Here is a 26,065-nt window from a genome sequence, read left to right as displayed (position 1 = left end):
GCGTCACTCGATGAGGTGAACCGGGGTCATTTCACCGACTCCAACGGGAACATACGGCAAATGCCCCGAATGTCCCACTTTTCACCCCTTCCGTGAGTGCCGGCGTCGTCGTCCGGCGGCCCGTGCGCGGCGCGACGGCGCTGCGCGGCGGCCGCGCCTGGCGCCCCACCCCGTACCAGGCCGTCGGCTTCCTGTTCTTCCTGCTGATGTCACTGGCGTACTGGGCGGTGCCGTTGTGCTGCGACGCCGGCCAGCACGCGGCCGTCGTGGAGCGCCTGAAGGCCGATCTCCTGGACCCCCGCCACCCGATGGCCGACCTGCCCGGCGCGGGAAGCGCCTACTACTCGCCGTACGCGGTGGCGCAGGGCCTGTTCGCCCGGCTGACCGGGCTGGGCGGCTGGGAGGTGGTGCGGCTCGCCGGGCCGGTGAACCTGCTGGTGCTGCTGACCGGCCTGGGCCGCTTCGTACGGGTGCTGACCCCGCGGCCGTGGGCGCCGGTGCTGGCGCTGGGCGCGATGACGCTGCTGTGGGGTACCGAGCGGGCCTGGTGGAGCGGCTATCTCGGGCTGATGTCGATGACGGGCAACCTCGGCTACCCGTCGGCGTGCGCGATCGGGCTGACGTTCTGGGCCTGGGCGCTGACCGGGGCGCGGGCACGGGACGCGCGCCAGGTGCGGTACGTGGGGCCGGGCGGGCTGCGCGGCCTGCCCGGGTACGCGGCGCTCGGCCTCCTCTACGGCCTGGTCCTCCTCGTCCACCCGATCACGGCGGTGGCGGCCGCGCTCGGCGCGGTGGCGCTGGTGACCGGATGGCAGCGGGGGTGGCGCGGGGCGGTCGCCGGACGGTGGGCGCTGACGGGCGGCGCGGCGGTGGCGTCGGCGGCGGCGTGGCCGTACTTCGACGTGTTCGCGCTGGCCGGCGACGACAGCGTGGACGGGATGCACCGGATCCTGTACCTGCACCTGCCCGGGGAGTTCTGGCTGGCGCTGCTCGGGCTGCCGGCGCTGTGGCTGCGCGGGCGCCGGTCGCCGCTGGATCCGCTGGTACTGATGTTCGCGCTGGACTGCGCGGTGGTGGCGTACGGCTGGTTCAGCGGCCACTACACCTACGGCCGCATCCTCGGGCTCACGCTGGTGCCGCTCCAGTTCGCCCTGGCGGTGGAGCTGGCGGCGCCCCGGCCGTGGGGGCGGTGGCGCGCGGCGCTGGGCCGGACCGCGGCCGCGGGGGCGCTGCTGGGGTTCCTCACGGTCCACGCCGGGGCGGTCGTGCCGCGCGCGCTGGATCCGGTCGGCTTCGAGCAGCCGCCGCACTGGCCGACGTACGAGTGGGCGGCCCGGCACATCGGCCCCGGCGAGGTCGTGATCACCGACGGCTACTACGCCGGGCACGCCATCGCCGGGTACGGGCCGAACCTCGCGGCGCCCGCCTGGCCGGATCCGTCGCTGGACGAGGCGGAACGCCGGCGGCGGGTGGCCGACGTCGAGGCCTACCTCGCGCCCGGCTCGACCCGCGCCGAGCGCGCCGCCGTCGTCCGCCGCCACCACGTCCGCTGGCTGCTGCTGACCCGCTGGCAGCCGGTGCCCGAGGAGGCGGTGGTGGTGGCGTGGAGCGAGCGGACGGGAGAGGTGCTGGCGCGGGTCGGGGGCCGGGGCTGACTACTCGATGACGAGGTCGACCGGGATGTTGCCGCGGGTGGCGTTGGAGTAGGGGCAGACCTGGTGGGCCTGCTCGACCAGCTTGCGGCCGGTCTCCTCGTCCACGCCCTCGGGCAGCTCGACCCGGAGGGTGACGGCGAGCGCGAAGCCCTCGCCCTGCTTGCCGATGCCGACCTCGGCGGTCACCGCGGCGTCGCTGACGTCGACCTTCGCCTGCCGGCCGACGAGGCCGAGGGCGCTGCCGAAACAGGCGGCGTACCCGGCGGCGAACAGCTGCTCGGGGTTGGTGCCCTGCCCGTTGCCGCCCAGCTCCACGGGGGCAGCGAGCGCGAGGTCGAGCTTGCCGTCGGAGCTGACGGCGCGGCCGTCGCGGCCGTGGGTGGCGGTGGCGGCGGCGGTGTAGAGCGCGTCCATGGGAAAACCGTCCCTCTTGAGGAGTTGCGGAGTTGCGGAGTCGGGAAGAGGTTCCGACGACGCCAAGTAGAGCACACAATTCAGTTGCGCACAATTCAATGACGGGCAAGGACCGTCGGTTACGCTGAAGTCATGACCACGCCCGCCACGGACTGGCTCCGCCTCGACCAGCAGATCTGCTTCTCCCTCAACGCGGCCTCGCGCGCCTTCAACGGCGTCTACCGCGTGGTCCTCAGGGAACTGGGCCTCACCTACCCGCAGTACCTGGTGATGCTGGTGCTGTGGGAGCACGGGGAGCTGCCGGTGAAGAAGCTCGGCGAGCACCTGCGGCTCGACTCCGGCACCCTCTCGCCCCTGCTCAAGCGGCTGGAGACGGCCGGTCTGGTCCGGCGGGAGCGCAGCGCGCGGGACGAACGGTCGGTGGAGGTGCGGCCGACCGCGGAGGGCGTGGCGCTGCGCGAGCGGGCCCTCGAGGTCCCGCGCCGGATCGCCGCGGCGACCGGCCTGGACCTCGCGGAGATCCAGGAACTGCGCTCGCGTCTCGACCGGCTCACGACCTCCCTGGACGCGTACGTCCTGGAGCCCCCCTCCGCCCCGTCCTGACGGGTACGGTGCCCACCGGGCGCCGGATGCCGGATCATGGCTACCGACGACCACTGACGAGGGGACGGCCGCACATGACCTGGCTGATCACCGGCGGCGCCGGTTACATCGGGGCGCACGTCGTACGGGCGATGACCGAGGCGGGCGAGAAGGCGGTCGTGTACGACGACCTGTCCACCGGCATCGCCGAGCGCGTGCCCGACGGCGTCCCCCTGGTGGTGGGCTCGGTCCTCGACGGCGAACGGGTCGCGCGCGCCCTCACCGGCCACTCCGTCACCGGCGTCGTACACCTCGCGGCGAAGAAGCAGGTCGGCGAGTCGGTGGACCTGCCGCTGCACTACTACCGGGAGAACGTCGAGGGCCTGCGCGTCCTGCTGGAGGCGGTCACCGCGGCCGGCGTGCCGTCCTTCGTCCTCTCCTCCTCCGCGGCCGTGTACGGCATGCCCGACGTCGACCTGGTGACGGAGGACACGCCGTGCCTGCCCATGTCGCCGTACGGCGAGACCAAGCTGGCCGGTGAGTGGCTGGTCCGTGCCACCGGCCGGGCGACGGGCCTGTCCACGGCGGCGCTGCGCTACTTCAACGTGGCGGGGGCGGCGAGCCCGGAACTCGCCGACACCGGCGTCTACAACCTCGTCCCGATGGTCTTCGAGAAGCTGACGGAGGGCGCCGCCCCGCGCGTCTTCGGCGACGACTACGCGACGCCGGACGGCACCTGCGTCCGCGACTACATCCACGTGGTCGACGTGGCCGAGGCCCACGTCGCCGCGGCCCGCGCCCTGACGGCCTCCCCCGGGCGCGCCCTCACCCTCAACATCGGCCGGGGCGAGGGCGTCTCCGTCCGCGAGATGATCGACCGCATCAGCACCGTCACCGGCCACGACCACCCGGCGACGGTCACTCCCCGCCGCCCCGGCGACCCGGCCCGCGTGGTCGCCTCGGCCGACCGGGCCGCCGCGGAACTGGGCTGGAAGGCCAAGTACGACGTCGACGACATGATCGCGTCCGCGTGGGCGGGCTGGGTCCGGCTGCATCCGGGGGCGGCGCGGGACTGAGACGTCACGTCGATGAACCCATCCCGCTCCGAACGCGCCCTCGGGGCCGTCATCGGGTCGGCCGTGGGGGACGCCCTGGGCGCGCCCTTCGAGTTCGGACCGGAGGGCGCCTTCTCCGACCGCTTTCCCCTCCCCGGGCAGGGCGGCGAGATGTGCGGGGGCGGCGGCTGGGACCCGGGTGAAGCCACGGACGACACCCAAATGGCGGTCCTGGTCGCCGAGTCCCTGCTGGAGTGCGGCGGTCTCGACCTGCCGGATGTCTTCGGGCGGTTCCGGCGCTGGGCCGCCGCCGACCCGAAGGACATCGGCCTGCAGACCGAGGCCGTACTGAGCTCCGGCGACCCCTGGGACACGGCCGCCGCCCTGCACTTCCAGACCAACGGGCGGGGCGCCGGCAACGGCGCCCTGATGCGGGCCGCACCGTCCGCCGTCCACTTCGCTCCCCGGGGCCGGGACACCACTATGGACGCCGCCCGCCGCCTCGCCGCGCTCACCCACGGGGACCGTGCGGCGTGGGAGGGCACGGCGGTCTTCCACGAGCTGGTGCGGGTCGCCCTGGCAAGCGACGACCCGCTCGCCGCCCTGCCCGCCACCCTGCACGCGGTTCATCCCGGCCACCGCGCCCGCTACGCCACCGTCCTCGCCCCCGACTGGCACCCCGACCTGGCGACCGAGTTCAACGGCGCCGTCTGGCCCTGCCTCGGCTCCGCCGTCTGGGCGCTGCGTACGACCTCCTCCTACGAGAACGCCGTGCGCGCCGCGATCGACCTCGGTGGCGACACCGACACCGTGGCCGCCGTCACCGGCGCACTGGCCGGGGCCGTGCACGGCATCGCGGCCGTCCCCGCCCGCTGGACCGAGGCCCTGCGCGTACCGCTGCCGGGGTTCGGCGGACGGGTGCTGCGCACGGCGGAACTGGCCGCCCTCACTCGGGGGTTGGGCGGCTGACCCATGACAGTGGGGCCCGTTCACCCGCAGGCCACCAACGTTCTACGGGCCGGGCTGGTCCGCCTCGACGCCAAACCGGCGTAACGAGAAGCCCCCGGCTTCAGCCGGCGGAGGAGTTCCCGGAAGGCTTCGGACTGATCGACGATGCGTCCTGAGCAGTGGAGCCGCCGACGACCAACTCCGACACTCACACCGACCGATCCACTCTGCCGGGGGACGGGATTCGCCGGTGCCCCGCGCAGCCGACCGCGGGTACTGTTCTGGTGTCGAAGCAGAACAGGAGCCAGTATGCACGCTCTGCCTCAAGACCACACCGGCGTCCGAATCGCACGCCTTCGCCGGGAGCGCCACCTCACCCAGAGAGCCCTTTCCGACCTCGCAGGGGTCCCCTACAGCACCCTGACGAAGACGGAACAGGGAGTCCTGCCCGCCACTCCGCACATCGTCGCCGCGTGCGCGCGAGCCATGCGGGTAGAAGTCTCGACGATCATGGGCCAGCCCTACGTGAGTGAGCTGCGTGCGGACGAACTCGACGTCCTGATAAGGCCGATCCGGGAAGCCCTGGACGTCTACGACCTCGGCCCCGATCCGGACATTCGCCCCCGTCGTCCCGAGGAGTTGCTGGACGATGCGGAGGCGCTGTGCGCCGCCGTCCGCGCCGGTGAGATCAAGCGGGCCGCGAGCGACGTTGCCGGGCTCATCGAGGAGGCAACGACCGCGGCTCACGCCAACGGCACCACAGAGGGCTGGCTCACCCTCGCCTCCTTCTACCGGACGGCATACGACGTCGCCGCTAAACTGGGCTTTCCAGACCTGGCGCAGCTGTCCCTGACCCGCGTGGACTGGGCCGCGCAGCGCGGGTCCGATGGTGTCCTCGGCGGCATGTACCAGTACCTTCGCGCCCTCACCTACTTGCGAGAGGGCAAGTACCGCACTGGTCAACGGCTCGTGTCACTGGGCCTGTCCACGCTGCGGCAGGCGGAGGAGTCCCGGGCGCGGCAGGTCGTCACGGGGCAGTTGCACCTCGGCGCGGCGGTCATGGCCGGCCGGGCGCACAACGAGCACCAGGCTCTCGAGCACCTGGGCGAAGCCGAACGCATCGCCGCCGGGACGGGAGAGTCGGTGCAGGTGCACTGGCTCGCCTTCGGACCGACGAACGTGAAGGTCCACCGCGTCTCGGTCCTGACCGAACTGGACAAGTACGGCGAAGCCGTCGAGGCAACGGATGGTCTGTCCATCCCTGGCGACTGGCCCAAGTCTCGGACCAGCCACCACTTCGCCGAAGTCGCCCGCGCCCAGATGTGGACGGGCAAGCTCGACGCATCGTTCAAGAGTCTGCTCATGGCCAGGAAAACGGCTCCGCAACAGGCCAAGTACCACCCGACTGTGCGAGAGACCTACGCAGGCCTGGAAGCCGCTCACCGTCGGCTCCCCGAGAGCTTCCTCTCGTACGGTGCTTGGCTCGGATCTCCGACGTCACACTGAGCAGTCTCACAACTTACCGTCAGCCTTTGGCCCCGACTATCACCAACTTGTGATAGTTGGAGCCTAGTTGTGTCAGCACTATGTCGTCACTGCCCACTTCGACATGGAGCCGACCATGACGACGACACCTGGGGTGACCCAGGAGCGCACCTGCCGACGCGCTCTTGTGGACGCCACCCCCAAGCAGCGATTCATCACGAACTACCGCCCGGGCGAGGAGGTGATGAACGAGCGATTCGAGGTGGCCCCCCGTCGCGGTGCCGAACCACCCCGTCGTGAGGACGCGTGCCGGGTGGGTGCCATGCGCCGAATCGCCGCCGCCCGGCTGAGGTACTGCGGGCTCCAGGCCATGACGAACGACGTCGTGGTCATCGTCTCGGAGCTGCTGACCAACGCACTACTGCACAGCGGTGCCTCGGAGATCAGGCTGACCGTCACTACCGCCAACGACTCACTGCGCATCGCAGTGCACGACGGCGTACCCGGACAGGCCACACCGAAAGCCGTGAACCACAACACCGACGTGTCCGGGCGTGGCCTGGTTCTCGTCGACGCTCTGGCGAGGGAAAGCGGCGGCGAGTGGGGGACCAGCGACGCCGGCGCGGAGACCTGGTGCCGCCTCCCCGTGTCCACCGAGGAGCAGTCGTGACCACTGTGGCCACCCTGCTCCGGACCCGGTTCGCCCTGCCCTGGACCTTCGTCAATGCATGAAGGAGCCAGCGTGATCGTACCGCTGCTCCCGTACAGCCCGTTCGGAGGACGAGAGAGAAGCATCCGTCCCTCCACACCTCGTCCGAATACGGCCTGGTCCCCTTCATCACGCAGCGGAAAGGCGAGGAAGAGGCACCGGACGGAGTCTGTCGACCTTCCTCGCGTCGCAGGTGCTCCGTCGCCTCGGAACGTTCCAAGTCGTCGACCTGCGACAACTGCTCCGCAATCTGAGATCGGTCGGCTAGTCACCGTCCGAGGGGCGGAGCGTCGCACGTCTCGAAGCTCCGCCCGAACCAGCAGCTCGGCACCTGCCTGGCCGAGCTGTGCCACTCACCTCACACACAACCCACCCCAGGAGTCATTGTGACGACCGCTGCTGCGCAACTCACTCCCGTTCGCCCATGGGGAACCGGCCGTCTGACGCCGTACCCGACCACCGTCCGCCGCCCGCACGCCACAGTCGTCATCGACCCGGCCACGCAGCTCGGGGTCTTCCGCGACCGCTGTGGACATGTGGTCGAGATGGGCAAGCACGGCACCAGCTCCGGCACCGAGACCTCCACGACCACGAACTCGGACTCGGCGAACGACCAGGGCCACGACCAGGACAGCCAGCAGGACTGATGAACCTGACCGAGAAGGGACCCGTTCTGGTGGCCACCGAAGCGGACGACATCACCGCTGACATGGTGATCACCGAGCTCAACCGGCGGAACGTCCCAGTGGTCAGGTTGAACCCCGCCGACATCGGCGTGGACCTGACGGTCTCGGCCCGGTTCGGCACCTGCCCGGCCCCCGTGGTCGGGCAGGTGCGCACCCGGTCGCGAACCGCCGACCTGACCCAGGTGCGAGCGGTGTACTGGCGCCGCCCCACGTGGCCCGTTTTCACCTATTACGGCGACGACGACGCGCGGTACGCGGCTGCCCAGGTCCGATACGGGCTGGGCGGCACGCTCTACTCCCTTGAGGGGCCGCTGTGGGTCAACCACCCACTTCGCAACACCGCCGCCGACTACAAGCCCGCTCAACTCGCCGCCGCGCAACGGTTTGGTCTCCGCGTGCCGCCAACGATCGTCACCAACGATCCGGGCGAGGCCCGACAGTTCATCACCAGCCACGGCGAGGTGATCCACAAGACGCTGCGGTGGACCCCGTACCAGCGAGACGGCGTGCCCGTGACCACGTGGGCGGAACCGGTCACCGCTGCCGAGATCGACGACAGTGTGAGCGTGACACCGCATCTGTTCCAGGCCCGTGTGAACAAGGTCGCCGACATACGGGTGTTGGTCGTCGGCTCGCGGGTGTTCGCCGTACGGATCGACTCCGGCCTGCTGGACTGGCGCAAGGACTACTCCGCTCTCTCCTACACCGTGGTAGACCTGCCCGACCACGTGGACAAGGCGCTGCGCGCATACCTGGACCACTTCGGGTTGGTGTCCGGGAGTTTCGACCTGGCGGTGGACCGGACGGGTGACCACTGGTGGCTGGAACTGAACCCGAACGGCCAATGGGCCTGGCTGGAGGAGAAGACCGGCCTGGGCATGTCCGCCGCATTCGCCGACCTGCTGACACGAGGAGAAGCTCCATGACCGACACCGCGCCCGAGCGTCGTGCCCTCGCCGACCGGCTGGTGAAGACCGGCATCCTCAGAACCCCCCAGTGGCGGGACGCGGTGGAGGCCGTGCCGCGAGAGCTATTCCTCCACCCCGGCGTGTTCCTGCCTGTGGACGGTGGCCGATGGCGGCCGGTCAGCGCGGTCGGAGCCGATCCGACGGAATGGACACGCATCGCCTGTCGCGACGAGTCCCTGGCCACACAGCTCGACGGACACCTGACCGCTGACCAGGCCAGTGGTCCGGTGTCGGGCGTGCCCACCTCGTCTTCCACCACCCCGGTCACCGTGGTCGGCATGCTCGAGGAGCTGGACGTGGAGGAGGGGCATCACGTGCTGGAGATCGGCACGGGCACCGGGTACTCCTCGGCGCTGATGTGCCACCGCCTCGGCGAGGACAACGTGACGACCGTCGAGGTGGATCCGGGCGTGGCCGCCCGTGCGGACGCCGCGCTGGAGACGGCTGGATACTCGACGTGGACCGTGACGGGGGACGGGCTCCTCGGTCACCCACGCCGTGCCCCGTACGACCGCGTCATCGCCACCTGTGCCGTCCGTCGCATCCCCCACACCTGGATCAGGCAGACCAGGCCGGGCGGGACCATCCTGGCCACCCTCGGCTCCTGGCCCTACGGCACCGGCCTGGCCAAGGTCACCGTGGGCGAGGGCGGCATCGCCGAGGGACGGATTGTCTGCCGCTCTTCGTTCATGCAGGCGCGCTCGCAGTTCACCGCACCGGTGTCCGGCGATCTGTCCGCGCGGACGGCCTACGCCGACAGCGAGCGGGAGACGAAACTACCGCCCACGATGCTGGAGGAGTGGATGCCCGCTTTCCTCACCCAGCTCGCCGCTCCCGGGGCACAGCTCACCCGCGCGACGACGAACGACGGCAGACCGCTCCTGTACCTCTTCGACCCGGCCCGCGAGTCCTTCGCCGAGTTCGTCGAGAACAACACCAGGTGGGCTGTCCGCCAAGGCGGTCCCGTGACCCTGTGGGACGACATCGAGCAGACGATCATCGCGTGGCAGGACGCGGGGAGCCCCGACATCAGCGCCGTGCGGCTTCATATCACCGACAGGTCCCACACGTACTGGATCGGCGACCAGCCGACGCTGCGCTGGCAGCACCGCATCGCCTGACAGCCGTTCGTCTGCGAGCTTGGCGACCCGGACTCGTCCGCATTCCCTGTGGCGGGCGGTCCGGGCTCTTTCCTTTGGTGTGGTCAACCTTGCCTACGGCGGCACCGACGGCCGCCGGGGGCCGCCGTACTACAGTGCGACGCCCGGTCGTCTCGGCCGCACCATCGTCCGAGCACCACGCCGGGGAAGCTGTCGGGCCTGCAGAGTTCCGCTGTCAGCCCCCGGCCCGCCTCACAACGCCTTGAGCCCCTCCGCCGTGGCCCGCGCCAGCGCCCCCAGGTAGCCCTTCGGCGGCTTCGGGCCGCGGACGACCACCGAGCGCCAGTACAGCGGGCCCGAGATCAGGTCCAGGGCCAGGTCGGTGTCGAGGCCGGCGGCGATCTCCCCGCGCTGTTCGGCCGCCGCCAGGATCCTGCTGGCGACGCCGTCCTGCCCCTCCCGCAACGTCTTCCGCAGGGCTTCCGCGATGTCGGGATTGCGGGCCGCCTCCGCCTGGAGGTCGGGGATGACCTGCGAGGCCACCGGGTGGCGCAGGGCGCGGGACGTCACCTCGTACAGCAGCCTCAGGTCGCCCTCCAGGGACCCGGTGTCGGGCGCGGGCAGGCCCTGCACGGCGAGTGCGGAGACGATGTCGAGCACCAGGTGCAGCTTGGAGCGCCAGCGCCGGTAGACGGCCGTCTTGCCGACGCCCGCACGGCGGGCGATCCCCTCGATGGACATCCGCGCGTAACCGACCGCCACGAGCTCCTCGAAGACCGCCGCCCGGATGGCCTCCGTCACGTCCTCGCGGAGCACGGCCGCCCCGGCGGGGGCCCGGCGGCGCGGGCGCGGCTGCGGCTCGTCGGCGTTGGTCGTCATGCGAGCCAAGCATAGGGGCGTGACGACGAAACGGTTGCGTTCCGACGTCGTCACGCCCTACGCTCACGTGACGACGATACGGTCCCGTCCCGACGTAAGTGAACACACGAGGTCACCCAGGTGAACAGCACGCGAGTCACCCGGGTGGACGACGGGCGCCTACCCCTCCCCCCTCCCCCCGAGCTGAAAGCAGCGGATGTGAGTCAGGCCCTCCACACACCGCCCCCGACAGCGGCCCCGGCCGCCCCCGCCGCCGACCACGACCTCGCGGCCCTCGCCGCCCGCCACGGTCTGTCGGTCAGCGGCGCCCGCCCCTCCCTGCCCGCGTACGTCCGCCAGCTGTGGGCGCGCCGGCACTTCATCACCGCCTTCGCCACCGCCAAGCTCACCGCCCAGTACAGCCAGGCCAAACTGGGCCAGGTCTGGCAGGTGATGACGCCCCTGCTCAACGCGGCGGTGTACTACTTCATCTTCGGCATGCTGATGAACACCAGCCGGGGAGTGGAGGACTTCGTCCCGTTCCTGGTCACCGGCGTGTTCGTGTGGACGTTCACGCAGAGCTCGATCATGGCGGGCACCAAGGCCATCTCCGGCAACCTCGGCCTCGTGCGCGCCCTGCACTTCCCGCGCGCCGCGCTGCCGGTCTCCTTCTGCCTCCAGCAGCTCCAGCAGCTGCTGTTCTCGATGGCCGCGCTGCTCGTGATCCTGCTCGCCTTCGGCGTGCCGCCCGCCGCCTCCTGGGTGCTGGCGGTCCCGGCCCTGGTCCTGCAGTTCACGTTCAACACCGGCGTGTCGCTGCTCATGGCCCGGGTCGGCTCCAAGATCCCCGACGCCGCCCAGCTGATGCCGTTCCTGCTGCGCACCTGGATGTACGCCTCCGGCGTCATGTTCAGCATCGACCACATGACCGGCCCCGACAGCGGCCTGCCGTCCTGGGTCGGCACCGCGCTCCAGCTCAACCCCGCCGTCGTCTACATCGACCTGATGCGCTTCGCCCTGATCGACACCTTCGACGGGAGCCACCTGCCGCCCCACGTGTGGGCGCTCGCGGTGGGCTGGGCGCTGGCCGCCGGGATCGGCGGCTTCATCTACTTCTGGAAGGCCGAGGAGACGTACGGTCGTGGCTGACAACACCCACAGCAACCAGGCGGACGAACGCGTCCCCACCGTCGTCGCCGACGGCGTCGACATCGTCTACCGGGTCAACGGCACCGGCGCCGGCCGCGGCTCCGCGACCGCCGCCCTCCACCGCATCCTGCGCCGCGGGAAGGCCGAGAAGGCGGCGGGCGTACGCCGGGTGCACGCCGTGAAGAACGTGTCCTTCGTGGCGTACCGGGGCGAGGCCATCGGCCTGATCGGCACCAACGGCTCCGGCAAGTCGACCCTCCTCAAGGCGGTCGCCGGCCTCCTCCCGGTGGAGAACGGCCGCATCTACACCGACGGCCAGCCCTCCCTCCTCGGCGTCAACGCGGCCCTGATGAACGACCTCACCGGCGAGCGCAACGTGCACCTCGGCGGCCTGGCGATGGGCATGTCCCGGTCGCAGATCAAGGAGCGCTACCAGGAGATCGTCGACTTCTCCGGGATCAACGACAAGGGCGACTTCATCACCCTGCCGATGCGCACGTACTCCTCCGGCATGGCGGCCCGGCTGCGCTTCTCCATCGCCGCCGCCAAGGACCACGACGTCCTCCTCGTCGACGAGGCGCTGGCCACCGGCGACCGCTCCTTCCAGAAGCGCTCCGAGGAACGCATCCGGGAGCTGCGCAAGCACGCCGGCACGGTGTTCCTGGTCAGCCACAGCAACAAGTCCATCCGCGACACCTGCGACCGGGTGCTGTGGCTGGAGCGCGGCGAGCTGCGCATGGACGGACCCACGGAGGAGGTCCTGAGGGAGTACGAGAAGTTCACCAACACCCCGGACAAGGGGGCGAAGCCCAGGCCCGCCCCCGCACCCGGGGCGAAGACGGCCGCTTGAACACGGCGGCCCCGGCCGCCGTCCCCCGTCCGGACACCCCTCCGTCGGCCGCCGCCCCCGTCCGGACACCCCCGCGCCGGACTCCTTCGCCCGGACGACGTACTCACGGTTAACCCTTTTGCCCGTTTGATGCCATTATGGCCGGACGGACCGAGCAGGAGCACCGGGAGCGACGACGGCGAAGGAGTCCCCGCGATGTCCGAGACCTTGCCCGAGCCCCCCGAGCTCAGCGTCATCGTCCACGGCCCCAACGTCCAGGACCACCTGCCCGCGCTCCTCGACTCCCTGGCCGCCCGCCCCCTCCCCGGCGTGGAGGTGATCGTCGCCGCCGTCGGGGACTGGGCCCGGGAGACCGCCGAGCGGCACACCCCCGCGTTCACCGTGCTGCCCCTGCCGGACGGGGCCCGCGACTCGGCGGCCCGCTCGGCCGGGGCGGCGCGGGCGTCGGGCCGGTGGCTGCACTTCGTCCACGCCAAGGACGGGCTGCCCGCCGGCGCTCCGCGCACGGTCGCCGAGCACGCCGCGGGCCTGGCCGACACCGTGGACGTCCTGCTCTTCGACCACGTCCGCAGCACCTGGCGCGCCTGCGGCCTGCCCTCCCCCGACGGCCCCCGCCTCGCCCGCGCGGGCCGTGCCGTCCTCGCCCCCGACGACCACACGGCACTGCTCGGACTGACCCCGCTGCTCGGCAACCGGGCCGTGCGCGCCGGCTTCTGGCGGGCCCACGAACGCCTCCTCACCACCGACGACGAGCCCTTCGCCGCGTACGCCGCCCTGCTGCTCGCCGACCGCGTCGCCTGCCTGCCCCACCCGGCGTACGAGGACCGCCGGCTGCGCCCCGAAAGCCTCCCGCCGCTCACCCCGGAACGGCGGTACGCCCTGGTCGAGCGCTACGAGGCGCTCCTCGGCCTGGCCGCCGGCCGCCCGGCCGCCCACGCCGCCCTGTACGAGCTGATGGTCGGCGACTGCCTCCGCGCCTTCGCCCGCTCCGGGATGCCGGACGACGTCGCGCGGGAGTTCTTCCGCCGCGCCTCCCTGGCCGCCCGGCGCCACCGCCCCGACGGCCACCGGCACCCGGCCGGCCTCGAGGGCGTACGCCGGTCCCTGCTGGAGCGGGACGCCTGCACCGAGTACCGCGCCCTGCGGACCGCCAACCGGACGCGCCGCAGGACGCGGTCGGCGGTGCGCACCGGGAGGCACCGGGCCGGGACGCTGCTGCGCACCCTCCAGTACCGCCGGGCCCTTGCCGGGCCGGTCGATCCCCACCTCGCCGTCTTCTCGGCGTACTGGGCCCGCGGCGTGGCCTGCAACCCCGCCGCGATCGCCGCCAGGCTCGCCGAACTCGCGCCGAGCGTCCACCCGGTGTGGGTGGTCACCGCGGCGGGCGCGGCCCTGCTGCCGCCCGGCACCGACCACGTCGTCCCCGGCACCCGCCGCTACTGGGAGGTGCTGGCCCGCGCCAAGTACCTCGTCAACAACGTCAACTTCCCGGACTCGGTCGTCAAACGCCCCGGCACCGTCCACCTCCAGACCCACCACGGCACCCCGCTCAAGCGGATGGGGCTGGACCAGATGCCGTACCCCGCGGCAGCCCGGGGCCTCGACTTCCAGGCGCTGCTGGAGCGGGTGGACCGGTGGGACTTCAGCGTCAGCGCCAACAGCCACTCCACGCGCATGTGGCAGCGGGCGTACCCGTCCCGCCACGTCTCCCTCGACCACGGCTATCCGCGCAACGACGTCTTCTACACGGCCGGCGCCGCCGACGTCCGCGCGGTCCGCGAGCGCCTCGGCATCGCGCCCGGCCACCGCGCGGTCCTGTACGCGCCGACCCACCGCGACTACGAGGCCGGCTGGACCCCGCGCCTGGACCTCGCCGCCCTCGCCGACGCCCTCGGCGAGGAAACGATTCTCCTGGTGCGCGCCCACTACTTCTACGAGGGCACGGCCGCCCCGCACGCCTCCCCGCCGGCCGGGCTGCGCCGCACCGGCCGGATCATCGACGTCTCCTCCTACGACCCGGTCGAGGAGCTGTGCCTGGCCGCCGACGCGCTGGTCACCGACTACTCGTCGATCATGTTCGACTACGCCAACCTCGACCGCCCGATCGTGATCCACGCCGACGACTGGGAGACGTACCGCACCACCCGCGGCGTCTACTTCGACCTGATGGCCGAGGCGCCGGGCCCGGTCGCCCGCGAGCAGGCGGAGCTGACGGAGATCCTCACCACGGACGCCTGGCGCGACGAACGAGCGGCGAAGGCGCGGGCCGCCTTCCGGCGCCGGTTCTGCGAGTACGACGACGGCCGCGCCGCCGAACGCGTCGTACGCCGGGTCTTCCTCGGCGAGGACGAACGGACGCTGCCCCCCGTACTGCCGATCGAGGAGCGCACTCCCTCGCCGAGCCCCGAGGAGGCGACCAGGTCATGAGCACGTCCACGGACTCCCCGGCGGACGCCCCCGACGTCACCGTCACGGTCATCGTCCACAACGACGCCGGACGCCTCCCCCGCGCGGTCGCCTCCGTCCTGCGCCAGACCCACGCGAACCTCGAGATCGTCATCAGCGACGACCACTCGACGGACGCGACCGAGGACGTGGCCCGCCGGCTCGCGGCCCGCGACCCCCGCGTCGTGTACCTCCGCCTGCCCGAGAACAGCGGCGGCTGCAGCGCACCGCGCAACCGCGCCCTGGAGATCGCGCGGGCGCCGTACCTGATGTTCCTGGACAGCGACGACGAACTGCCCGAGCGCGCCGTGGAGGTCCTGCTCGCCGCCCACCGCGCACGCGACCTCGACTTCGCGATGGGCGCGGTGCACCGGATACGCGTGGACGGCGGACGCCGCACCACCTGGATGCCGCACCTGGTCGCCGGACACCGCACGCTCGACGGCATCGAGGCCGACCCGCGGCTGTTCTTCGAGCACCTGGCGACCAGCAAGATGTACGCCCGCGCCTTCCTCGACCGGCACGGCCTGCGCTTCCCCGAGGGCATCCACTACGAGGACCAGCTCTTCTCGGCGCAGGCGTACTGCCTGGCCAAGACGTTCACCGTCGTCCCGGAGCCCGTCTACCGCTGGTACGTCGCCCCGTACGCCGCCTCCGACGCGGCCTCCATCTCCAACCAGCGGTACAAGCTGACCAACGTCCGCGACCGCGTCCACGTCCAGCGCCTCATCGACGCGTTCCTGGCCGAGAGCGGGCACGAGTCGCTGCGCGAGGACAAGGACTTCAAGTTCCTCAAGCACGACTTCCGGATGTACGCGGGCGACCTGCCGTACCGGGACGACGCGTGGCTCGCGTCCTTCGCGGACCTCGTGAACCCGTACCTCGACACGCTGACCCCGGGTGCCTTCGCCCGCCTCCCCCGCCCCGAACGGGTCGTGCTCCAGCTGGTCCGCGACCGCCGGCTGTCCGACGTACGGGAGGCGGCCCGCGGCCTCGGGCACGACGTGGCGCCCCGCCGGACCACGACGGACCCGGCGGACGGCCGCACGTACTGGGGCGAGGAGCTCCCGCACTCCGCACAGGCCCGCCGCGAACTGGACCTGACGGACCTGGACCTGGACACCCGCCCGTTCTCCAGCGCCGGGCTCCGCCACGAGATCACGGGGATCGCGCGGGGTCCCGGCGCCTGTGTCGAGCTGACCGTGCGCACCTACGACCCGGCCCTGCGCCTCCCGGTCGGCCCCCGGCGCGCCACCCTCCTCCTCTCCCCCGGCCGTCGTCGCCTGTCCGTCCCCTTCCGCCTCTCCCCCGTCCGCCCCGGCACCTTCGAGGGCCACGTGCGCCTGGACCTGGCCTCGGCCCCCCTGCCCTTCCACGGCTTCGAGGGCGTCCGCCACCCCGTGCTCCGCCTCCACCACCAGGGCCAGACCCACACGGGCATCGTCCTGGCCCCGCTGTCCTTCCCGGCGCTGGCCGCCCGCGTCCCCTACCGCGCCGGCGCGACCCCGCACCGGGTCACCGTGGAACCGGAGGGCCACAACCCGGGGCGCCTCCAGCTCCGCTGGCAGCCGGTGGGCACCACGGCGACGCTGATCCGCCCCGCCGTACGCCGCCTGGCCACGCCCCGGGTGAAGCGAGCGGCCCGCCTGGCGGCCGGCCTCCTCCACTGACGCCGCCGGCGCGTCCCGCGGGCAGCGGCGGCGGCATCGGTAGCGCCGGCACCCGTTCCCCCCGCCACCCACGTTCACCCCACCACCCCGTTCACCCCACCACCGCGTACAGCACCTCCCCGCCCGGTCCCCGAGCCACCTCCCGCAAGCCCTCGGCCCCCCGGAGCGCCGCGCCCCGGTCCACCACCCACCGCACCCCGTACTCCCGCACGATCCCCCGCCGCACACTCCCCGCCGCTCCCTGCGCGAAGTACGTCCGCGACGCCGCGACCCGCGCCCCCTCGTCGGGCAGGAAGAAGTCGGGATATCCGGGAGCCACGGTGTACGCCCCGTACGCCGGGATCTGCCGCGAGGGGAACTCCCGCGCCATGACCACGTCCCCGTACCCCACCCACGGCGTGATCCAGTGGTACCCCGCCCACGGCTCCCGGTACTTCGCCTCGACCACCCCCGGCAGCACCCCCCGCCCGACCACGTACCCGAGCACCCCCGCCTGCCCCCACGCCCCCGCCACCAGCGCCGCGCCCAGCACGCACGCCCACCCGGCCCGCACCACCCGGCGCCCGGACTCCGCCGCCTCCAGCGCCACCGCGAGCTGGGCCGGAATCAGCGCGGCCGGCAGCACCCGCCCCCACGACCAGTGCCCGCTCAGCCCACCCGCCACGAACACCACCGCCCCCAGCACGAAGAACAGCACCAGCGCGTCCCGCTCCTCCCGCCACCAGCGCACCCCCAGTGCCACCACCCCCACCAGCACCAGCCAGTACCGTCCGAGCAGGTCCCGGTAGAGCGAGCGGTGCACCGCGTCCATCCCGTCCCCGGCACCGAGCAGCGCGAAGAAGTCGTAGTACGGCCAGGCCCACAGCACCACCGTCCCCAGCACCAGCCCCGCCCCGAACCGCGCCCACCCGCGCCGCCCGGGCCGCGCCGCGATCACGACGGCGAGCGCGCCCAGCGAGGCGACGACCCCGGAGAACTGGTGGACGAGCAGGATCACCGCCCACAGCACTCCGCACCCGAGCCAGGTCGCCCATCCGGCCGGCCGCGCCAGCCACGCCCACAGGTGAAACGCGAGACCGAGCGCGAGCACGCTGGGATAGGCCACCGTCAGCGCCAGCGAGTGGAGCCCGAGGAAGCCGCTCCAGCCGAACTCCGCCGTGCCCCACAGCAGCACCAGGCACAGCAACGCGAGCGGGGGCGCCGCCGGACGCGCACTCAGCACCCGTACGTACCGCCACACGCCCGTCACCAGCAGTCCGAGCGCCACCAGTGCCCCGATCCGCAGCACGACGAAGACGGAGAGCCCGGTCACCCTGGCCACGCAGCCGAGCAGCACCGTCCACGGCGAGTAGTAGGGGCTGGGCGTGTCCGCGTCGACCAGCGGATTGCCGGGGTCGAGCAGGCTGTGCCGCAGACGTTCGACGGTGGCCGCGTGGATGCCCAGGTCACCGGCCCAGGGCAGCCGGACGACCACCAGGAACAGCAGCAGGAAGAGGAGGGGGAGGAGCAGGAGGGGGACGAGCGCGGCGACGCGTGCCGTCCGGAGGCGCCCGGTCACGCGGCCACCTTATACGGCACATTCGGGCAACTCGGACATGAAGGCGCCCCGGGCCCGCACAGGCCCGGGGCGCCTCATCCGGCTACGCCGCTACGGCGTCACGCCGTCAGCCGTCACGCATGCGTGCGCAGCAGCGTCCGCATCGTCCGCATCGCCACCGACAGGTTGGCCAGGTCGAAGGCGTCCGAACCGCGGATCTCCTCCAGCGTGGTGCGGGCCCGGCCGAGGATCGCCGCGTTCTTCTGCTCCCACGCCTTGAACCGCTGCTCGGGCGTCGACGTGCCGTTGCCCGCCGCCAGGACGTCGGCGGTGAGCGACGCGTGCGCCGCGTACAGGTCCTCGCGGATCGCCGCGCGGGCCATGGACTGCCAGCGGTCGGTGCGGGGCAGGTCGCTGATCCGGTCCATCAGCTGGGTGACGCTGAGGCGGTAGGCGAGGTCGTAGTACACCTCGGCGACGTCCAGCGGCTCCTTGCCCATGCGGTCGGCCACCGACACGATGTCCAGCGTCGGGAAGGCCGACGAGAACCCGGCCACCCGCGTGGCCGGCTCGTCCGGGACTCCGGCGGCGGTCAGCTCGTCGTAGATGTGCTGGTACCACTCCGCGTCCGCGCCGCGCAGCAGCTTGGGCAGCTGCGACCAGACCTGCTCGACGCGCTCGGCGAAGAAGTCGACGGTCTCGGCGAGCTCCAGCGGCTGCGGCCGGTTGTTGAGCAGCCAGCGCGTGCCGCGCTCGACCAGGCGCCGCGAGTGCAGCCGGATGCGGGTCTGCACGGCGGCCTCGACCTTGGTGTCCAGGGCCTCCACCGCGTCCCACACCGGTGCGGCACGGAAGATCGCCCGGGCCGCGGTCTGCGCCCGCACGATCTCCTCCAGCGACGCGCCGGTCTCCTCGCGCATCCGGTGCAGATACGTCGTACCGCCCGTGTTGACCGTGTCGTTGACCAGGACGGTCGTCGTGATCTCGCGGCGCAGCGGGTGGCCGTCGATCCGGTCCAGGAACTGCTCGCGCAGCGCCGTCGGGAAGTAGGCGTGCAGCAGGCCCTTGAGGTACGGGTCGTCGGGCAGCGAGGTGTGCAGCAGCTCCTCGGCGACCGTGATCTTCGTGTACGCCAGCAGCACGGCGGTCTCCGGGCCGGTCAGGCCCTGCCCGGTGCCGAGGCGCTCGCGGATCTGGCGGTCGGTGGGCAGGAACTCCAGGGCCCGGTTGAGGTGCCCCTCCCTGACCAGGTGGCGCATGAAGCGCTGCTGGGCGTGGAGCATGTCCTTGGACTGGGCCAGCGCGTTGGCGATCGCGGTGTTCTGCGCGTAGTTGTTGCGCAGGACGAGCGCGCCGACCTCGTCGGTCATCTCGGCGAGCAGCTTGTTGCGCTGCTTGACGGTCATGTCGCCGTCCTTGACGAGACCGTTGAGCAGGATCTTGATGTTCACCTCGTGGTCGGAGGTGTCCACGCCCGCGCTGTTGTCGATGGCGTCGGTGTTGACCCGGCCGCCGTGCGTGGCGATCTCGATCCGGCCGAGCTGGGTCAGGCCCAGGTTGCCGCCCTCGCCGACGACCCGGGCCCGCAGGTCCTTGCCGTCGACGCGGATGGCGTCGTTGGCCTTGTCGCCGACGTCGCCGTTGGACTCGGTGGACGCCTTGACGTACGTACCGATGCCGCCGTTCCACAGCAGGTCCACCGGGGAGGTGAGGATCGCCTTCATCAGCTCGGCCGGGGTCATCTTGGTGACGCCGGGCTCGATGCCGAGGGCCTCGCGCATGTGGGCGTTGACGGGGATCGACTTGGCCGAGCGCGAGAAGACGCCGCCGCCGGCCGAGAGCAGCGCGGTGTCGTAGTCCGCCCAGGACGAGCGCGGCAGCTCGAACAGGCGGCGGCGCTCGGCGTACGAGGTGGCCGCGTCCGGGTTCGGGTCGACGACGATGTGCCGGTGGTCGAAGGCGGCGACCAGGCGGATGTGCTCGCTGAGCAGCATGCCGTTGCCGAACACGTCACCGGACATGTCGCCGATGCCGACGACGGTGAAGTCCTGGGTCTGGGTGTCCACGCCCAGCTCCCGGAAGTGCCGCTTGACGGACTCCCAGGCGCCGCGGGCGGTGATGCCCATGCCCTTGTGGTCGTAGCCCGCCGAGCCGCCGGAGGCGAAGGCGTCGCCGAGCCAGAAGTTGTAGGACTCGGCGACCTCGTTGGCGATGTCCGAGAACTTCGCGGTGCCCTTGTCGGCGGCGACGACGAGGTAGGTGTCGTCCTCGTCGTGGCGGACGACGTCCGCGGGGTGCACGACCTCGCCGGCCACCATGTTGTCGGTGATGTCGAGCAGCGCCGAGATGAAGGTGCGGTAGCTGGCGATGCCCTCGGCCATCCAGGCGTCGCGGTCGGTGTTCGGGTCGGGCAGCTGCTTGGCGACGAAACCGCCCTTGGCGCCGACCGGCACGATGACGGTGTTCTTCACCATCTGCGCCTTGACCAGGCCGAGGATCTCGGTACGGAAGTCCTCCCGCCGGTCCGACCAGCGCAGACCACCGCGGGCGACCTTGCCGAAGCGCAGGTGCACGCCCTCGACGCGCGGCGAGTACACCCAGATCTCGAACGCCGGGCGCGGCGCGGGCAGGTCGGGGATGGCCTGCGGGTCGAACTTCATGGAGACGTAGGCGTGCGGCTCGCCGTCGCTCGTCTTCTGGAAGAAGTTGGTCCGCAGCGTCGCCTTGATGACGGTGAGGAAGGACCGCAGGATCCGGTCCTCGTCGAGGCTCGCGACCTGGTCGAGGGCCGCGTCGACCTCTTCGAGCAGGGCGTCGACGATCTCGCGCCCGGCGCGCTGCCGCTCCGGCGCCATCCGCGCCTCGAAGAGGGAGACGAGCAGCCGCGTGGTGTGGACGTTGTTGCGGAGGGTGTCCTCCATGTAGTCCTGGCTGAACGTCGAGCCGGCCTGCCGCAGGTACTTGGCGTACGCGCGCAGCACCATCGCCTGCCGCCAGGTCAGCCCGGCGCTGAGGACGAGGGCGTTGAAGCCGTCGTTCTCCGCCTGGCCGGTCCAGGTGGCGGCGAAGGCGTCCTGCACGCGCTCGCGCGCGTCGTCGCCGAGGTAGTCGGCGCCGCCCGCCACCGACTTGGGCATGCGCAGCCCGAAGTCGTAGATCCAGGCGGTCGTGCGGTCCGAGCAGCGCAGCTCGTACGGCCGCTCGTCGGTGACCTCGACGCCGAGCCGGCTGAGCACCGGGAGGACGGCCGACAGGGAGACCTGGCCGCCCTTCTGGTAGATCTTGAAACGCCGCTCCTCGGGCGCGGCACCGACCGGCTCGTACAGGCTCAGCGCGAACTTCCGGTCCTCGTCGAGCCGCTCCAGGTGACCGAGGTCGGCGACCGCGGAGCGCGGGCCGTGGTCGGCCTTGTAGCCCTCGGGGAAGGCACTTCCGTACTGGCGCAGCAGCTCGGCGGACCGCTCCTCGCCGACCTCGGCGGTCAGCGCCTCGGCGAACCCGTCGGCCCAGGAGCGGGCGGCCTCGACGAGGCGGGCCTCGATGCGCTCCTTGTCGGCGTCGGACAGCTGCGGCAGCTCGGTGCCCTGCGGGACGCGGACCACGAAGTGCAGCCGGGACAGGATCGACTCGGTGTTCCAGGCGGTGAAGTCGACGCTGGTGCCGCCGAGCTCCTCCTTGAGGATGTCGATGATCCGCAGCCGGACCCCGGTGGTGTAGCGGTCGCGGGGAAGGTAGACGAGGGCCGAGTAGTAGCGCCCGTACTCGTCCTGGCGCAGGTAGAGGCGCAGGCGGCGCCGCTCCTGGAGGTAGAGCACGGAGGTGACGATGGCCTGCAGCTCGTCCGGCGGGGTCTGGAACAGCTCGTCGCGCGGGTACGTCTCCAGGATCTGCAGCAGGTCCCGCCCGTCGTGGCTGTGCGGCGAGAAACCGGCCCGCTCCAGCACTTCCTCCACCTTGCGCCGGATCACCGGGACCCGGCGGACGGACTCCGTGTAGGCGGCGGAGGAGAACAGGCCGAGGAAGCGGCGCTCGCCGACCACGTTGCCCTGCTCGTCGAACTTCTTGACGCCGATGTAGTCCAGGTACGAGGGCCGGTGCACGGTGGCCCGGCTGTTGGCCTTGGTCAGCACCAGCAGCCGGTGCTCGCGGGCCTTGGCCCGGGCGTCGGCGGGCAGCCGCTCGAAGGACGGGCTGACCGGGTGGCTCTCGTCGGCCGCGTGGTGCGGGTCGGAGCGCAGGATGCCGAGGCCGGTGCCGGCGACGGCGGCGAGGGAGTCGTCACCGCGCAGCTGGTACTCGCGGTAGCCGAGGAACGTGAAGTGGTCGTCGGCCAGCCAGCGCAGCAGCTCACGGGCCTCCTCCAGCTCCCGCGGGGGAAGGTCGCCGGGGGCGGGCTCCGTCGGCAGCTGCTCCGCGATGCGGACGGCCGCGTCGCGCATCTTGCCCCAGTCCTCGACGGTCTCGCGGACGTCGTTCAGGACGCGGAGCAGGTCGGCGGTGATCTGCTTGAGGTCGCCGCGGTCGGTCTCGCGGTCGAACTCCACGTGGATCCAGGACTCGACGTGCGCGTCGTGCGGCAGGTCGTCGGTGGGCGGACCGGCGAGCACCTCGACCAGCTTGCCGGTGACGTCGCGCCGCACCACGATCTGCGGGTGGACGACGACGTGGATGCCGCGGCCCTGCCGGGTCAGTTCGTTGGTCACGGAGTCGACGAGGAAGGGCATGTCGTCGGTGACCACCTCGACGACGGAGTGGCTGCACGTCCAGCCGTTCTCCTCGACCGTCGGGGTGTGCACCCGCACGTTCGCCGTGCCCTGCGGACGGTTCTCGGCCAGCCGGTAGTGCGAGAAGGCGGCTCCGAAGACGTCGACCGGGTCGCGGTCGGCCAGGTCCTCCGGGGCGGTATGCCGGTAGTAGCGCTGGAGGAACGCGAACACCGATGCGTGGTCCGGGGTGCCCGGGGTGCTCCCGTCCGTCGTCCCGGTCGGTAGGTGCCCCCCGACCGGGCTGTTCTCAGCTACCCGCGCAGCCCTTTCGAGCAGCTCGGCCTTGGCTTCGTCCAGCTTGGTCTGCATTGTCCTCTGACTCCTGTCGCGCGCCGTTGCGTGACGTAGAAGGAAGTACGGTCTCCTGCCTTCCGGCATGACGTCGAGACGCGGGGTGTCCGGTCTGTTCCGACGCTATGCCGCAAGGCGCGAAGAGCGGGGGCATATCAGCCAATGTCGCCGCGTCCGCCGGGTGTGACGTCGCTCTCGTCGCCACCGCCCGGGGGATGCGCGGCGCCGTACCGGGGGCCTTCGATGCCCCGTCCCGCCCGCGAAGACCAGCGACCGCCGCCCGGACACGGATGTCGTCCGTGCGCACCGGGCGCGGGGCGGGGGCACCAGTGCCCCCGCGAGCTATCGCGCTGATCACGCCACAAGGCTATCGCTCCTCGCGGGGCCCCCGTCACGAGCCGCATGTGTACAAAACCAGGGCCGAGACTTTGACGTTTTGCACAGAACCACTCCCCCGGCAGCGGCCGGTCTCGCCTCCCCCGGTGCGGTGCCTGAACGGCCTGGTGGGTACCCGCGGGCCGGCGTGGAGCCGACACGGGGGTCCGGCGGGCGGGGCGGGCGGGGCGGGCGGGGCGGGCGGGGCGGGCGGGGCGGGCGGCGACACCTCACCACGCCGGACTGCCCGCCCAAACGGGCGGCGCAGGACCACCATCGCTCCCACACCGCCACAGAGGCACCACACGCGCCCACTCCGACGCAGAGGCACCGTCGCTCACACTCCGACGCAGAGGCACCACACGCGCCCACTCCGGCACAGGGCCACCATTCACTCCCACACGGCCGCAGAGCCGCCACGTGAGCCCACTCCGCCGCACAGCCACCACGCGAGCCCACGGCGCCTGCACAGCCGGCGGCAGCCTTACGCCGGCGGCAGCCTTACGCCGCCAGCCGCTCGGCCTCCGCCACCGCCTCCCCCAAGGTGTCCACCACGGGCACTCCGACCCCCTCAAGGCTGGCGCGGCTGTGCGACCCCCCGGTGTACAGCACCGCCTCCGCTCCCACGTGCCGCGCGGCCACCGCGTCATCCGCGGCGTCCCCGATCACCACGGTGCGGGCAGGCTCCACCCCGGCCTGCGCCAGCTCCGCGAGATGCCTGACCATGTGCTCGGCCTTGCTGCCCCCGGACGGCCCGGTCCGCCCGTCGACCCGTATGAAGTGCGCCTCGATCCCGAACCCCTTGACCAGCGGCACCAGCTCGTCATGGCCGTACATGCTGAGGATCGACTGGCTGCGCCCCGCCGACCGCCAGCCCGCGAGCAGCTCCGCCACGCCCTCGGCGAGCCCGCACCGCACCCGGTGCTCGGTGTAGTGACGGTGGAAGGTCGCGTCCATGACCTCCCACTCGGCGTCGGTGGGCAGCCGCCCCATCAGCCGCTCGTAGAACTTGGGCACCGGCACGCAGTACAGCGCCCGGTACTGCTCCAGTGTGATCGACGCCAGCCCCAGCTCGGCGAAGGCGGCGTTCGTCGCCCCGATGATCGCGTCATTGTCGTGGAACAGCGTCCCGTTCCAGTCCCAGACGATGTGCGCGCCTGTCTGCATCCCCATGCCCAAGAACGTACCCGCCGCCACTGACAGCCAAGACGGGGACCGCGACGGCGGTACGTCAGTGACCGGCCCCCACCAGGCTCGGGATCTCCTGCGTCGCGTACCACAGCAGCTCGTGGTCCTCCGCCCCGTCCACGACGAACCGGGCGTCGTCGTCCCCGCCGTCCGCCGCGGCGAGGGCCTCGGCCGCCGCGGTCACGTCCGCCTCCGCGTCGGCGGAGTCGACGTGCACGGAGGCCACCTCGGCCAGCCGCAGGGGCTCGGCGAGCAGCACCTCGCCCAGCGCCGCCGGGTCCTCGCGCCCACGGTCCGGGGCGGCCGAGGCCGCGCCGTCGGCCACGTCGGCGGCGACCACGACCCGGCGCCGCTCCGCGTCCGCGTCGGCCGCCAACCGTCGCAGCGAGGCCAGCGCGGCCCGGTTCAGGGCGGCGTACTCCAGCTCCTCGACATCGTCCGAGCGGTACCACTCACGCAGCGCCGGGGTGACGGCGTAGGCGACGAGCGGACCGGACCCCAGCTTTCCCGTCCTGTGCGCCTCGGCGAGGCCGGCGAGGGTCAGGGGGACGTAGACGCGCATGAGACTTCCGCTTTCGTGTCGGGAGGTGTCGGGAGCTCCACCGAAGACCTCGGGTGGCCTGGGGTGATGTGGGGCGATGTGGGGTGCCGGGTCGGCCTGGACGAGCCTTCAGGATACGTGCGGGTGTCCCCTTTCGGGTCCCCGCCCGGGGCGTCCGACGCGTCCACCCCGGGTCCGGAATTCACCCGGTGCAGCCGCTCCGTCCCGGGCTCGCCGACCGCCCTGGTCACTCTGATAGGTGAACCTCCCGACCCCCTCGGCCCGGCCGCCCTCCTCCTTGCCGTCCTCCCGCACCAACCCGTACAAGATCCCCGATCACGAAGTTACTGCCCGGTATCACCCGGGCCGCCGAACGGGGAGCCCCCATGCGCAAGGTCATGACCCGGACCCAGCTCCGCCCGAGCAGCACGCCCCTCCGCACCCCGGACGGCTCGCTCGTCCCCACCCCTGCCCGCACGCCCGGCGACGCTCCCACGTCCCGTCCGCCGGCCGCAGCACCACCGGCCACCCCGGCCGGCACCCCACCCCGCACACCCGCAGGCGTCCCGCCCCACACACCCGCAGGCGTCCCACCCCGCACAGCCGGCGACACCCAGCCCCGCGCAGCCGGCGGCATGCCGCCCCGCAGGCCCGGTGGAAGCGTCGTGCGGGCCGCGGCGCCCGGTGGCCGGCCGCCCGGCTCGCCGGGCAGGGCCTCGCGGGCCCGTACGAGGCCGACGGACACCCGTCCGCCCACGAGCGGCCCTGGCAGGCCCACCAGGACGGCTTCCCG

At 72.2% G+C, this 26,065-nt stretch carries 19 protein-coding genes; 13 read left to right on the top strand and 6 right to left on the bottom strand.

What is annotated here, in order from left to right; translation table 11 throughout:
- Positions 1-92 precede the first annotated feature (92 nt).
- Positions 93-1,655 carry a hypothetical protein gene (locus ACP4J0_RS30535; protein WP_426601958.1) on the top strand — a complete coding sequence of 521 codons (1,563 nt, stop codon included), beginning with the start codon at positions 93-95 and terminating at the stop codon, positions 1,653-1,655.
- Here the strand turns inward: ACP4J0_RS30535 and ACP4J0_RS30530 are convergent, their stop codons facing one another.
- Positions 1,656-2,069, bottom strand: coding sequence for an organic hydroperoxide resistance protein (locus ACP4J0_RS30530; RefSeq protein ID WP_426601957.1), 414 nt, complete (start codon positions 2,067-2,069; stop codon positions 1,656-1,658).
- A 132-nt stretch (positions 2,070-2,201) separates the two neighbouring features.
- Between ACP4J0_RS30530 and ACP4J0_RS30525 the strand changes: the two genes are divergently transcribed.
- From ACP4J0_RS30525 to tgmC, 8 genes are all read left to right on the top strand, one after another.
- Positions 2,202-2,672: a MarR family winged helix-turn-helix transcriptional regulator gene (locus ACP4J0_RS30525; RefSeq protein WP_426601956.1), complete on the top strand. Its 471-nt coding sequence runs from the start codon at positions 2,202-2,204 to the stop codon at positions 2,670-2,672.
- 74 nt (positions 2,673-2,746) lie between these two features.
- The gene (gene galE, locus ACP4J0_RS30520) at positions 2,747-3,727 is read left to right on the top strand and encodes a UDP-glucose 4-epimerase GalE (protein ID WP_426601955.1); all 981 of its coding nucleotides are present in this window, start codon (positions 2,747-2,749) and stop codon (positions 3,725-3,727) included.
- A gap of 12 nt (positions 3,728-3,739) precedes the next feature.
- Positions 3,740-4,675, top strand: coding sequence for an ADP-ribosylglycohydrolase family protein (locus tag ACP4J0_RS30515; RefSeq protein ID WP_426601954.1), 936 nt, complete (start codon positions 3,740-3,742; stop codon positions 4,673-4,675).
- 288 nt (positions 4,676-4,963) lie between these two features.
- Positions 4,964-6,160, top strand: a complete 1,197-nt coding sequence (locus ACP4J0_RS30510) for a helix-turn-helix domain-containing protein (protein ID WP_426601953.1) — start codon at positions 4,964-4,966, stop codon at positions 6,158-6,160.
- Positions 6,161-6,275: 115 nt separating this feature from the next.
- Positions 6,276-6,809, top strand: a complete 534-nt coding sequence (locus ACP4J0_RS30505; RefSeq protein WP_426601952.1) for an ATP-binding protein — start codon at positions 6,276-6,278, stop codon at positions 6,807-6,809.
- 425 nt (positions 6,810-7,234) lie between these two features.
- Positions 7,235-7,495 carry a putative ATP-grasp-modified RiPP gene (tgmA, locus tag ACP4J0_RS30500; RefSeq protein ID WP_426601951.1) on the top strand — a complete coding sequence of 87 codons (261 nt, stop codon included), beginning with the start codon at positions 7,235-7,237 and terminating at the stop codon, positions 7,493-7,495.
- Between the two features lie 5 nt (positions 7,496-7,500).
- Positions 7,501-8,460 carry an ATP-grasp ribosomal peptide maturase gene (gene tgmB / locus ACP4J0_RS30495; protein ID WP_426601971.1) on the top strand — a complete coding sequence of 320 codons (960 nt, stop codon included), beginning with the start codon at positions 7,501-7,503 and terminating at the stop codon, positions 8,458-8,460.
- Positions 8,457-9,623: an ATP-grasp peptide maturase system methyltransferase gene (tgmC, locus tag ACP4J0_RS30490; protein ID WP_426601950.1), complete on the top strand. Its 1,167-nt coding sequence runs from the start codon at positions 8,457-8,459 to the stop codon at positions 9,621-9,623. Before tgmB ends, tgmC begins: the two co-directional genes overlap by 4 nt.
- A gap of 231 nt (positions 9,624-9,854) precedes the next feature.
- Here the strand turns inward: tgmC and ACP4J0_RS30485 are convergent, their stop codons facing one another.
- Positions 9,855-10,481 (bottom strand): TetR/AcrR family transcriptional regulator, encoded by a 627-nt coding sequence (locus ACP4J0_RS30485; RefSeq protein WP_426601949.1) that lies wholly within the window; start codon positions 10,479-10,481, stop codon positions 9,855-9,857.
- 198 nt (positions 10,482-10,679) lie between these two features.
- On the opposite strand from ACP4J0_RS30485, the gene ACP4J0_RS30480 reads away from it, so the two are divergent.
- The 4 genes from ACP4J0_RS30480 to ACP4J0_RS30465 all read left to right on the top strand — a co-directional run bounded on the left by ACP4J0_RS30480 (position 10,680) and on the right by ACP4J0_RS30465 (position 16,574).
- Positions 10,680-11,609 carry an ABC transporter permease gene (locus tag ACP4J0_RS30480; RefSeq protein ID WP_426601948.1) on the top strand — a complete coding sequence of 310 codons (930 nt, stop codon included), beginning with the start codon at positions 10,680-10,682 and terminating at the stop codon, positions 11,607-11,609.
- Complete coding sequence (locus ACP4J0_RS30475; protein ID WP_426601947.1) at positions 11,602-12,459, top strand: ABC transporter ATP-binding protein; 858 nt, start codon at positions 11,602-11,604, stop codon at positions 12,457-12,459. Before ACP4J0_RS30480 ends, ACP4J0_RS30475 begins: the two co-directional genes overlap by 8 nt.
- Before the next feature lie 195 nt (positions 12,460-12,654).
- Positions 12,655-14,886 (top strand): CDP-glycerol glycerophosphotransferase family protein, encoded by a 2,232-nt coding sequence (locus ACP4J0_RS30470; protein WP_426601946.1) that lies wholly within the window; start codon positions 12,655-12,657, stop codon positions 14,884-14,886.
- Positions 14,883-16,574, top strand: a complete 1,692-nt coding sequence (locus ACP4J0_RS30465; protein WP_426601945.1) for a glycosyltransferase family 2 protein — start codon at positions 14,883-14,885, stop codon at positions 16,572-16,574. The genes ACP4J0_RS30470 and ACP4J0_RS30465 overlap by 4 nt, the downstream gene beginning before the upstream one ends.
- Positions 16,575-16,665: 91 nt before the next feature.
- On the opposite strand, the gene ACP4J0_RS30460 is transcribed toward ACP4J0_RS30465, so the two are convergent.
- From ACP4J0_RS30460 to ACP4J0_RS30445, 4 genes are all read right to left on the bottom strand, one after another.
- Positions 16,666-18,132 carry a hypothetical protein gene (locus tag ACP4J0_RS30460; RefSeq protein WP_426601944.1) on the bottom strand — a complete coding sequence of 489 codons (1,467 nt, stop codon included), beginning with the start codon at positions 18,130-18,132 and terminating at the stop codon, positions 16,666-16,668.
- A 113-nt stretch (positions 18,133-18,245) separates the two neighbouring features.
- The gene (locus ACP4J0_RS30455; protein ID WP_426601943.1) at positions 18,246-23,186 is read right to left on the bottom strand and encodes an NAD-glutamate dehydrogenase; all 4,941 of its coding nucleotides are present in this window, start codon (positions 23,184-23,186) and stop codon (positions 18,246-18,248) included.
- Between the two features lie 858 nt (positions 23,187-24,044).
- Positions 24,045-24,716 carry an HAD family hydrolase gene (locus tag ACP4J0_RS30450; protein WP_426601942.1) on the bottom strand — a complete coding sequence of 224 codons (672 nt, stop codon included), beginning with the start codon at positions 24,714-24,716 and terminating at the stop codon, positions 24,045-24,047.
- Positions 24,717-24,774: 58 nt separating this feature from the next.
- Positions 24,775-25,293: a DUF6912 family protein gene (locus tag ACP4J0_RS30445; RefSeq protein ID WP_426601941.1), complete on the bottom strand. Its 519-nt coding sequence runs from the start codon at positions 25,291-25,293 to the stop codon at positions 24,775-24,777.
- Positions 25,294-26,065 lie beyond the last annotated feature (772 nt).

This window comes from Streptomyces sp. WG7 (assembly GCF_049975785.1).
GTDB lineage: Bacteria > Actinomycetota > Actinomycetes > Streptomycetales > Streptomycetaceae > Streptomyces.
The sequence above is the reverse complement of the archived record's forward strand: the minus strand, read 5'-3'. Positions and strand labels throughout refer to the sequence as shown.

Excerpts from the sequence above, each read along its gene's own strand:
- ACP4J0_RS30530 (WP_426601957.1), bottom strand. The coding sequence starts at position 2,069 with ATGGACGCGCTCTACACCGCCGCCGCCACCGCCACCCACGGCCGCGAC.
- ACP4J0_RS30525 (WP_426601956.1), top strand. The coding sequence starts at position 2,202 with ATGACCACGCCCGCCACGGACTGGCTCCGCCTCGACCAGCAGATCTGC.
- galE (WP_426601955.1), top strand. The coding sequence starts at position 2,747 with ATGACCTGGCTGATCACCGGCGGCGCCGGTTACATCGGGGCGCACGTC.
- ACP4J0_RS30515 (WP_426601954.1), top strand. The coding sequence starts at position 3,740 with ATGAACCCATCCCGCTCCGAACGCGCCCTCGGGGCCGTCATCGGGTCG.
- ACP4J0_RS30510 (WP_426601953.1), top strand. The coding sequence starts at position 4,964 with ATGCACGCTCTGCCTCAAGACCACACCGGCGTCCGAATCGCACGCCTT.
- ACP4J0_RS30505 (WP_426601952.1), top strand. The coding sequence starts at position 6,276 with ATGACGACGACACCTGGGGTGACCCAGGAGCGCACCTGCCGACGCGCT.
- tgmC (WP_426601950.1), top strand. The coding sequence starts at position 8,457 with ATGACCGACACCGCGCCCGAGCGTCGTGCCCTCGCCGACCGGCTGGTG.
- ACP4J0_RS30485 (WP_426601949.1), bottom strand. The coding sequence starts at position 10,481 with ATGACGACCAACGCCGACGAGCCGCAGCCGCGCCCGCGCCGCCGGGCC.
- ACP4J0_RS30470 (WP_426601946.1), top strand. The coding sequence starts at position 12,655 with ATGTCCGAGACCTTGCCCGAGCCCCCCGAGCTCAGCGTCATCGTCCAC.
- ACP4J0_RS30465 (WP_426601945.1), top strand. The coding sequence starts at position 14,883 with ATGAGCACGTCCACGGACTCCCCGGCGGACGCCCCCGACGTCACCGTC.
- ACP4J0_RS30455 (WP_426601943.1), bottom strand. The coding sequence starts at position 23,186 with ATGCAGACCAAGCTGGACGAAGCCAAGGCCGAGCTGCTCGAAAGGGCT.
- ACP4J0_RS30450 (WP_426601942.1), bottom strand. The coding sequence starts at position 24,716 with ATGGGGATGCAGACAGGCGCGCACATCGTCTGGGACTGGAACGGGACG.
- ACP4J0_RS30445 (WP_426601941.1), bottom strand. The coding sequence starts at position 25,293 with ATGCGCGTCTACGTCCCCCTGACCCTCGCCGGCCTCGCCGAGGCGCAC.